The organism is Yersinia sp. LJYL362 (assembly GCF_048323875.1).
On the sequence record NZ_JBLWEX010000086.1, the window covers coordinates 1 to 10007 of the forward strand.

The following is a 10007-nucleotide window of genomic DNA, read 5'->3' on the forward strand; positions in this document are numbered from 1 at the left end:
CTGAAGGCCAGAACGTAGAGTTCGAAATCCAAGACGGTCAGAAAGGTCCGTCTGCAGTAAACGTTACTGCAATCTAATCAGCTCTTTTGCTGTTAAAAACCCGCCTTTGTGCGGGTTTTTTTGTGTCTGGAACAGCATCAATTCAATCTAGCCGTTAAGGCAAGATAATTAATCCCGAATACTGATTACGGCCTTTAATGCCGGGATGGCTTGGGTCAATCGCTTGCTGTTGGCTGGTGCGGCGAAAACTAGTGTATTTGAAACGAGGCTGGGCATTATCCCCATCATCTGGCGTGGTGGTACATATTGTACAACTACCGACCCTATCAACTTGATGAATGCCAGCACCTCGTAACTGGTGCTCAGCTATGGCTGCTAAGTTAAGGTGGCGAAAACGCGGCGAAATAATATTTTTTGCCAGCGGCAATTCATTAACAAACCGTTCCACCAGTTCTTCATTAACTTCATAACAGCAGGAGCGGGCGGCTGGCCCGATGGCGGCCACCCAATTTTCCGGGTTATCATCACGGGCAATACGTTCAACCATCCTTAAGATAATGCCATCTAATAAACCGCGCCAACCGGCGTGAACCACTGCAATACCTTTTCCATCCCGTTGACTGAAAATCACCGGCAGACAATCCGCCGTCAAGACAGTTAATAAAATGCCAGATTGAGTGGTGTACAGGCCATCGGCTTCACCACATTCTTGCCCCGGCGTTATTACATCGATAATCGTGGTGCCATGAACCTGTTTTTTATTGGCTTGTGATGCCTGATAAGGCTGGAGGCAGTCAGGTAATAGGGCAGATTTATTACCAAAACCATGGCAAATAGTGGTGATTCGGCTGAGATGAGGTGAAAAATCAGTCATAGGACTTACCTAAGGAAGAAAAAGACGCTATCCAGTGTAAGCCGTTTTTTAACTTATTGACCAGTCACCTTTTCTTTTAAATCGCCGTTAGTGAATTGTTGCAAAATAACGCATCTTGTATCACTGTTTTGGCACTCATTGATGCTGTGGATAGGGTTTAATGGCTGCTGTTATTCAAGCGACCATTCAGGATTGAACTTTGTGATTTCTAAACCAAAAAATGATTCTTCCAGCTTTATCCGTTGGCGTTTTAGCTTGTTATGTGGCTGCATTTTACTTTCATTTATTGGTCTGATAGCCAGAGTTGCCTGGTTGCAAATTATTGAACCTGATCCGTTGGTAAAAGAAGAAGATATGCGTTCAGTACGGGTGGTCGCTACACCGAATACGCGCGGTATGATCACCGACAGAAACGGACATCCTCTAGCAGTCAGCGTGCCGGTTGAGGCTATCTGGGCGGATCCTGCAACGGTATTGGATAAAGGTGGTGTCAGTGTTTCAGAGCGCTGGCAGGCCTTGGCTCAGGAACTTAACATTCCCCTCGACCAACTCAATAGCCGTATTCACCAAAACCCACATGCCCGTTTTATCTATCTGGCCCGGCAAGTGGAACCTGATGTCGCTGAATATATTCAACGACTAAAGTTGCCTGGTATTGCTATAAAAGAGGAGTCACGGCGCTTTTATCCGTCGGGCGATATTGCCGCGAATCTGGTGGGTTTCACCAATATTGATGATCAGGGGATTGAGGGAGTAGAAAAAAGCTTTAATACACTCCTCAGTGGCACCGCCGGCAGCCGGGTGGTGCGTAAAGATCGCTTCGGCCGGGTGGTTGAAGATATCTCCTCGACCGACAGCCATCCAGGACAAAATGTTCAACTCAGCATTGATGAACGGCTCCAAACGGAAGCCTCCCATGCATTGACCAATGCCGTCATCTTCAATAAAGCAGATTCCGGCTCTGCCGTGGTTATTGATGTGAACACTGGCGAAGTATTGGCGATGGCCAACTATCCCACCTTTAATCCCAATAATCGGGTCGGCACTCCTGAAGAGAATTTTCGCAATCGGGCGATCAGCGATATTTTTGAACCCGGTTCAACAGTGAAACCGATGGTGGTCATGACGGCATTAGAGCGCCATATAGTGAAACCTGATGCAGTGCTGGACACTCACCCCTATATATTGAGTGGGCACCTTATCAAAGATGTGGCGCTTTATCCGGCTTTGTCACTGACCGGTGTGCTGCAAAAATCCAGTGACGTTGGCGTATCGCGACTGGCTCTGGCGATGCCCGCGTCTGCATTAGTGCAGACCTACTCAGCTTTTGGTTTGGGTAAGCCAACTCAGTTAGGGCTTACCGGTGAAAGCAGTGGGTTAATGCCACATCGGCAGCGTTGGAGTGATTTAGACCGCGCGACATTCTCGTTCGGCTATGGCTTGATGGTGACACCGCTGCAACTGGCTCGAGTTTATGCCACTATCGGCAGCTTCGGCATTTACCGACCCTTGTCTATTACTAAGGTTGATCCGCCGGTATTGGGCCAGCGTATATTCCCCGAAGAGTTGGTACGTCAGGTGGAGCATATGATGGAAAGTGTAGCATTGCCTGGCGGCGGTGGGGTGAAAGCCGCAGTGCGGGGATATCGGGTGGCTGTGAAAACCGGGACAGCCAAGAAGATTGGGCCAAATGGTCAGTACATTGATAAATATGTGGCGTATACCGCCGGTGTTGCTCCCGCCAGTCAGCCTCGTTTTGCTTTGGTGGTGGTGATTAACAATCCTCAAGGGGGCAAATACTATGGTGGCGCAGTATCAGCACCGGTATTTAGCGATATTATGGGGCAAATTTTACGCACCATGAATGTGAAGCCCGATGCGATTCCCGTCAATGTGATTCGGCATAGTTAATCTCGGTTGATTCACAAAGGGAAACCGTGGCTTGCAACAGTATCTGCGCTTCTTTAGACTAACGCCGCGTCTGCCGGTATTTCTGGCGGTTATTAATCAGTTACCTGGGATTCAACCATGTCTTATCAGTGCCCCCTTTGTCATCAGGCCTTGCAGCAAAGCCCGCAACAGTGGCGTTGCAGCAATAATCACCAGTTTGATTGCGCCAAAGAGGGTTACGTCAATTTAATGCCGGTGCAGCATAAAGGGTCGAAACAGCCAGGGGATAGCCCAGAGATGATGCAGGCTCGGCGGGCTTTTCTGGATGCGGGTTATTATCAACCCTTGCAACAGCAGGTTTGCGATATGCTGGATAAGGCGCTGCCACTGGATGCCGCTATGTTGTTGGATATCGGTTGTGGCGAAGGTTATTACACCGCCGCAGTGGCGGACCGATTAAATCGGCAGCGTCAGATGGCTATTTTCGGGTTAGATGTTGCCAAAGTCGCCGTCAGATACGGAGCAAAACGCTATCCTCAAGTGAGTTTCTGTGTAGCGTCGAGCCATCGGTTACCTTTTGCTAATCATGCTCTTGATGCAGTGTTACGTATTTATGCCCCCTGTAAGGCAACGGAATTGGCTCGCACAGTGAAACCCGGTGGCATCGTTGTTACTGTTGCGCCTGGCCCGCGGCATCTCTATCAGTTAAAAGCCCTGATTTATGCTCAAGTACAACTTCACGACGATACGCCAGAGCATTTGGATGGGTTTGATCTGATTAGCAGTGAAAAATTGGCCTACGAAATGAAGTTAACCGGTAAACAAAGCTTCAATTTATTGCAGATGACGCCTTTTGCCTGGCGCGCTTCCATTGAAACTGGACAAGAACTCGCTGCCCGGCAGTCCTTTGTCTGTGAAACCGATTTTGTTATCGCCGTTCATCGCCGTAGAGAAGATCTTGCGAGTGCTACATTAAGCAGTGACGAGAAGCTAATATAAGTGATTGCTCGTTATTTCATAATGTCTAAATAAATGACGAGCGCATAATTCCCCTTAGGGATAAATATTATTATCTTAATGGGGTAGTGTTATAATCCCTGGTGGAGGATTAGCAATTAACTTAAGTCAAATTTTTAAAATATAATGTTTATAATGGATGAGTTATTTTAGATCTAAATTGCGCCAGGTTCTCCCTCCAGATTCAGTGACTAAAATAGAGGGGATAAATCGTATCTGTTCTGCAACTTTTAGTGCTAAATCAGCAACTTCCTGTTTATTCAATGTACCACTACCGTAATTGAACTCTCCCTCTGGTAATTTATAGACTTTCTCCCTACCGATAAGACAAGTAAATCCAGCATCAATCATTTTCTTATTAAGAGAATCGTAATCGCCTTCTACGGCGTTATGCAAAACGATACTGACCGTAAAGTACGGCATAGTTATTTTTCCAATTAATCAGGTGATGATATTTATATATCACACTGCTGAAATCGATATTTTGACCGGGGTCTAATTGCTGGACATGCCATCAAGATAACCTTGTAAAAATTGTGTCATTGAGGGTGCAGGTGACCCTATAGTCACCTGCTAAAAGAGAGGTCGAGTTATAGCGAAAGTGATAAGCGGTTGCGGCCAGCATGTTTTGCCGCGTAACAGGCAATATCGGCCTGACGCATAGCTTGTGCTGCCGTTTCTGTTTGCCTATTCAATGATACCGCTCCAAGGCTTGCGGTAAAGGAATAGGATTGACCGTGCCAATGGAATTGGATTGAGGCAATGTCGGCGACGACTCTTTCCAACACTTCTGTTGCGGGTTTATTCTGGCAATTAAATAGCACAATAGCGAACTCATCACCGCCTAAACGCGCCACAATATCATTTTCGCGCACCGCTTGTTGCATGGTTTGCGCTACCATTCGAAGCACCATATCCCCAGCCTCGTGGCCGGCGCTGTCATTCACATCCTTAAAGTAATCTAAATCGACATAACAGAGGATATGCTGCTCATCCTGACCCAACTGGCTGATGGCCTGATTGAGGCGTTCTTCCAATCTCCGTCGATTTATCAACCCGGTCAACATGTCATGATTGGCCTGATACTGTAACTCTCGCTGCTCATGGCGCGCGCGCGTGACATCCTGGAAAACTACCACAGCACCGGTAAGCAGATTGTCACGATCACGAATCGGTGAGGCGGAGCAACGAATCTCCTGGCGCTCTCCCTGGCTGGATAACAGCTGGCTGCCTTCGGGCAATAAGGTATGACGCCCTTCGGCCAGGCACTGATTTATGGCAACTAATTGATTTTTATCCTGTAGCGGGGACCACAAGATAAAAACTTCTTCAATGGGCAAGCCACAAGATTCATTCTGACTGCGGCCGGTCATTTCTTCAGCTTTAGGATTCATTAATACAACGCGGCCTTCAGTATCAAGAGAGATAATTCCCTCCTGAATGGATGACAGCACCCGATGCAGTTGCTCCCGCTCTTCATAGCGCGCTATTTCACTGGCACGCAGCGCATCTTCCCGTTGTTTTCGCTCGCTCATATCGCGGATTATTTTGGCATAACCCAGCAGCTTGCCATGGTGGTCATGCACCACGGTAATCACGGTAACAGCCCAATAGCGGGTCATATCTTTACGCACCAGCCAGCCCTCACGTTCCACCCGACTGGCCGAAGCGGAGGTTTTCAGTAATTTCTCTGGTAGCCCGGCGGCGATATCTTCCGGTAAAAAGAAACAGCCAAAATGTTGGCCGATTATTTCATTGCTGGCATAGCCCATATTACGCTCTGCGCCGTGGTTCCAGGTATTGACGCGGCCCCAAGGGTCCAGCATTAAAATGGCATAATCTTCAACGGTATCGACCATCAGGCGAAAACGTTCTTCGCTGATGCGTAAGGCTTCTTCGCGCTGGCGTCGTTCAGTCAGGTCACGGACAATTTTGGTAAAACCTAACAACTTCCCGCTGTCATCATGCATCGGGTTAATGGCCACACTGGCCCAGTAACGAATACCATTTTTGCGCACATGCCAGCCTTCGGTCTGGAAATTACCCTCGGCAATGGCTTTTGCCAGTGATTTCTCTGGCAGACCTGCGGAAATGTCTTCTGGTGTGAACAGCAAGGCAAAATGCTCGCCAATGATTTCGTCACTGGTATAGCCTTCATTGCGCTCACCGCCTTTATTCCAGGTCAGAATACGCCCATGAGTATCTATCATGTAGATAGCGTAATCTTCGACTTCACTTATCAGATGGCGAAACTGCTCTTCACTTTTGCGCAAAGCATTTTCCCGCTGCCATTTGTCGGTCAGATCACGGGTAACTTGCACAAAACCCTGCAAATTGTGGTCTGAGTCATGCAATGCGCTAAGGGTGATATGCCCCCAGAAGCGCTTACCATTTTTGCGAACTCGCCAGCCCTGATTCTCATAATGGCCAAGTTGGTTGGCATGCAGCAGGCCTTTGGCGGGCAATTGGGTTGCTAAATCTTCAGGGGTGTAAAACAGCTCGAAAGATTGGCCAATGATTTCATCGGCATTGTAGCCAGTATTGCGCTCGGCACCATTGTTCCAGGTAAGGATATGTCCTTGGGCATCAATGATATATATGGCGTAGTCATCTACGGCTTCGATTAATAGCCGAAAAATGTGATCGTCAAATGATGCCGGATGCAAAGCCATTCCTGTATTCCTTGAATTTTTATTCAGTAAACTGTTGCTACGCAGAACTAAACCCAGATGGTTTAAATCTGTTATCGCGATAAATGTGATGTACTAGTTTATCGCTAACATCGAAAATAATGTAATAAGATTTTTATTATTAGGAATAAAGTGAAAGAATTCAAAAGCCTAATTATAGGATTATTTATTGCGGCAACACCACTGTTTACAGGGCTTCTGGCGGTGGGGGATGAGTCAATATGGATAAGTAATAACAGTTATCCTTATTAATAATAGGGGCAAATTGGCCGGTGAAATGTATAAATAAATGACTTAAGTGGGAAGCACGGAATTAATCCCGCGCTCTGTAAATACATTTTCAGAATATTTTTACTTTAGTTTCTTTTGCATCTCCTCAGGCAATAACGTTACTGCCCGCGATCATGTCTATTACATAACCCATCTAATTTATTCACGACACGAAAAATAATCCTCTGGATGTGCAGAAATGCTTGCATCGGTAGATGTTATCCGGATAATTCTGAATCCTTATAATAAGCATTCTCATTTGTAATCATTTTGTGAAACTCAGGGGCATCAACACGATGAATCAAACTATTTCTTCTCGCGCACATCAGAAACGGCTGGCTCCGCGTCTGTTATGCGTCATGATCGGTGCCGCATTAGGGACGCTATCCGCTTCCTCATGGGCAGCGGCGGCCACAGATAGCACAGCTGAAAATGCCAAAAAAACCAGTGCGACAGCGGCTACGGCTAAAGCTGAAGACAGCAAAACAAATGACACCATCACCGTTGTTGGGACGCAGGAGACTTTCCGTGCTGGTGGTAATGATTTAATTCCAACCTATTTAGATGGTCAGGTAGCGAATGGTGGTCGTATCGGCTTCCTTGGGCAGCAAGACGCGCGCAACGTGCCATTTAACGTTATTAGCTATACCTCCAAAATGATTGAAGACCAGCAAGCTAACTCGATTGCTGATGTCGTAAAAAATGATGCTTCCGTGCAGAATGTGCGCGGTTACGGCAACCCGTCGCAGAATTATCGTATTCGTGGTTATAACCTTGATGGCGACGATATCTCATTTGGTGGCCTGTTTGGTGTTTTACCGCGTCAGATCGTGTCAACCAGTATGGTTGAGCGAGTCGAGGTGTTTAAAGGTGCCAATGCCTTCATTAACGGTATCTCACCAAGTGGTAGCGGTGTGGGCGGGATGATTAACCTCGAACCTAAACGTGCCGGTGATACTCCGTTAACTCGCGTTACGGTGGATTATGGTTCAGCTTCTCAAGTGGGTGGGGCGTTGGATGTCGGTCGCCGTTATGGTGATGATGATCAGTTCGGCGTGCGAGTGAATGTCCTGCACCGTGAAGGTGAGTCAGCTATTCATGATCAGAAAGAGCGCACGACTGCAGTTTCTACCGGTTTAGATTACCGCGGTGATCGCGCCCGTACCTCATTAGATGTGGGCTACCAGAAGCAAACTATTCATCATATGCGCACTGATGTGGCGATTGGCGGTGCAACGGTTATTCCTGAACCGCCATCTTCAACCCTGAACTATGGGCAGTCGTGGGTTTATACCGATATGGAAACTACCTTCGGTATGCTGCGTAGTGAGTATGATGTCAGCCAGAACTGGACTATTTATGGCTCTGTCGGTGCCAGCCGTAACGAAGAAACCGGTCAATATGGTTCGCCGACCTTAACCAGTGCGAATAATGGCGATGCCACTATTTCTCGTCTATATGTGCCGTATGTCGCTGACTCTGTTGCCGGTCTGGGCGGTATTCGTGGTCACTTTGATACTGGCCCTATCACCCATAAAATCAATCTGGGTTATGCCGCTAACTATCGTACGGCTAAATCAGCCTGGAATATGTCAAATCCAGTTGATACCAATATCTATAATCCTGGCGTGATTGGCTTCCCTACCACAACAATGGGCAGTACCAGTCAGGATCCTCAGTTAAATAGTCAGGTCCGTGCTTCCGGTCTTTCATTGTCTGATACCTTGTCAATGATGGACGATAAAGTGTCATTGATGCTGGGTGTACGTCGGCAGGAAGTCACTATTCGTAACTTCGACAGTGGGGTACCAAACAGTGCCGGTTCACTGGATGCGATGAAAGTGACACCTATTTACGGCATCATGGTGAAGCCGTGGGAGAAAGTCTCCCTGTATGCTAACCACATTGAAGCGCTGGGGCCGGGCAAGTCCGCACCTTATCAATTTAATGGCAAGCCAGTGGTTAACGCAGGTCAAATTCCGGGCATTATTCATTCCAAACAGAATGAAATCGGCGTGAAGTTTGATAACCAACGCTACGGTGGTACGTTGGCTCTATTTGAAATCACCCGACCAACGGGTATGGTTGATCCAGCGACTAACGTCTATGGTTTCTACGGTGAACAGCGCAACCGCGGTATTGAATTGAATGTATTCGGCGAGCCGGTATTTGGTACCCGTCTGTTAGCGAGCGCAACTTGGTTAGACCCTAAACTGACTAAAGCGGCTGACAGCGCCAATAATGGTAATGATGCCGTCGGTGTTGCCAACTACCAGTTAGTGTTTGGCGGCGAATATGATATTCCAGTGGTTGAAGGCCTGACCGCAACCGGTACGGTAGTGCGCTCTGGTTCCCAATATGCCAACGAAGCCAATACCTTGAAACTGAAACCTTGGACGCGTCTGGATCTGGGGGTGCGTTATACCATGCCAATGAAAGATACCAGCCTGACATGGCGTGCGAATATTGAGAACGTGACCAACGAACGTTACTGGGAGTCGGTTGAAGATTCTGGCACTTACATCTATCAGGGCGACCCACGAGCACTTAAATTATCAGTATCAATGGACTTCTAATACTGAATTGATATTTGCCGGTAGTTGATAGAATAAAAAACCCCGCTATTCATCTCGAATGCGGGGTTTCTTTTTGCTCCTCTTACCCGCTTTATTTTACGGCGAGAATAAAAGCACTAACGATAGGGCTATCAGGTTAGGCGAGACGATAAATGTGCTCGTAAAGGATATTAAAACCGATACCTATCAACACAATACCCCCGATGATTTCAGCGCGTTTACCCAACAGCGGGCCAATATAGCGGCCAATCAACATCCCGAGCGTTGCCATAATCATGGTGGCTAACCCAATCGCCATTGCGGTGTGAACAATGTTCACTTGCAGGAATGCCAAACCAACACCAATTGCCATAGCATCAAGGCTAGTGGCGATAGCTGTCATCACCAGAACCCAGAAGCTGTGACTGCGCATTTTTTCGGTTTCTTCGACTTGCTGTTTTGCGCCTTCAAAAATCATGCGGCAACCCAGAATGAACAGCAGGCTGAAGGCAATCCAGTGGTCCCATTCCAGAATATATTGACTGGCGAATAGGCCAATGCACCAACCAATTAGTGGGGTAATAGCTTCTATCACACCAAAGATAAGACCGGTGCGGATAGCTTCTCTAAAACGGGGTTTATGTAGGCTGGCACCTTTACCAATAGATGCAGCAAAGGCATCCATAGACATAGCAAAAGCAAGCACTAATG

The 10007-nt window shown here is 47.3% G+C and carries 8 protein-coding genes; 4 read left to right on the forward strand and 4 right to left on the reverse strand.

The window, feature by feature from the left end; all coding sequences use genetic code 11:
* Window positions 1-77, forward strand: a 77-nt coding sequence (locus ACNSO8_RS03645) for a cold shock domain-containing protein (protein ID WP_418393853.1), incomplete at its 5' end; no start/stop codon positions are given.
* A 77-nt stretch (window positions 78-154) separates the two neighbouring features.
* Here the strand turns inward: ACNSO8_RS03645 and pgeF are convergent.
* Complete coding sequence (pgeF, locus tag ACNSO8_RS03650; protein WP_019079724.1) at window positions 155-874, reverse strand: peptidoglycan editing factor PgeF; 720 nt, start codon at window positions 872-874, stop codon at window positions 155-157.
* 201 nt (window positions 875-1075) lie between these two features.
* Between pgeF and ftsI the strand changes: the two genes are divergently transcribed.
* Both ftsI and rlmA read left to right on the forward strand, forming a co-directional pair.
* Window positions 1076-2785, forward strand: coding sequence for a peptidoglycan glycosyltransferase FtsI (ftsI, locus tag ACNSO8_RS03655; protein ID WP_418393850.1), 1710 nt, complete (start codon window positions 1076-1078; stop codon window positions 2783-2785).
* 117 nt (window positions 2786-2902) lie between these two features.
* A complete protein-coding gene (gene rlmA, locus ACNSO8_RS03660; protein ID WP_019083365.1) occupies window positions 2903-3763 on the forward strand; it encodes a 23S rRNA (guanine(745)-N(1))-methyltransferase in 861 nt (286 codons plus the stop codon).
* A 162-nt stretch (window positions 3764-3925) separates the two neighbouring features.
* Here the strand turns inward: rlmA and ACNSO8_RS03665 are convergent, their stop codons facing one another.
* Entirely contained in the window at window positions 3926-4204 is a 279-nt protein-coding gene (locus tag ACNSO8_RS03665; protein WP_005163660.1) for a hypothetical protein, read from the reverse strand.
* Window positions 4205-4371: 167 nt separating this feature from the next.
* Window positions 4372-6453, reverse strand: coding sequence for a PAS domain S-box protein (locus ACNSO8_RS03670; protein ID WP_019079721.1), 2082 nt, complete (start codon window positions 6451-6453; stop codon window positions 4372-4374).
* Between the two features lie 584 nt (window positions 6454-7037).
* Here ACNSO8_RS03670 and ACNSO8_RS03675 point away from each other — a divergent pair.
* Entirely contained in the window at window positions 7038-9317 is a 2280-nt protein-coding gene (locus ACNSO8_RS03675; protein ID WP_418393851.1) for a TonB-dependent receptor, read from the forward strand.
* Between the two features lie 136 nt (window positions 9318-9453).
* Here the strand turns inward: ACNSO8_RS03675 and mntP are convergent.
* Window positions 9454-10007, reverse strand: a 554-nt coding sequence (mntP, locus tag ACNSO8_RS03680; protein WP_418393852.1) for a manganese efflux pump MntP, incomplete at its 5' end; no start/stop codon positions are given.

Coding starts and splice junctions, on each gene's coding strand:
- pgeF (WP_019079724.1), bottom strand. CDS start 874: ATGACTGATTTTTCACCTCATCTCAGCCGAATCACCACTATTTGCCAT.
- rlmA (WP_019083365.1), top strand. CDS start 2,903: ATGTCTTATCAGTGCCCCCTTTGTCATCAGGCCTTGCAGCAAAGCCCG.
- ACNSO8_RS03665 (WP_005163660.1), bottom strand. CDS start 4,204: ATGCCGTACTTTACGGTCAGTATCGTTTTGCATAACGCCGTAGAAGGC.
- ACNSO8_RS03670 (WP_019079721.1), bottom strand. CDS start 6,453: ATGGCTTTGCATCCGGCATCATTTGACGATCACATTTTTCGGCTATTA.
- ACNSO8_RS03675 (WP_418393851.1), top strand. CDS start 7,038: ATGAATCAAACTATTTCTTCTCGCGCACATCAGAAACGGCTGGCTCCG.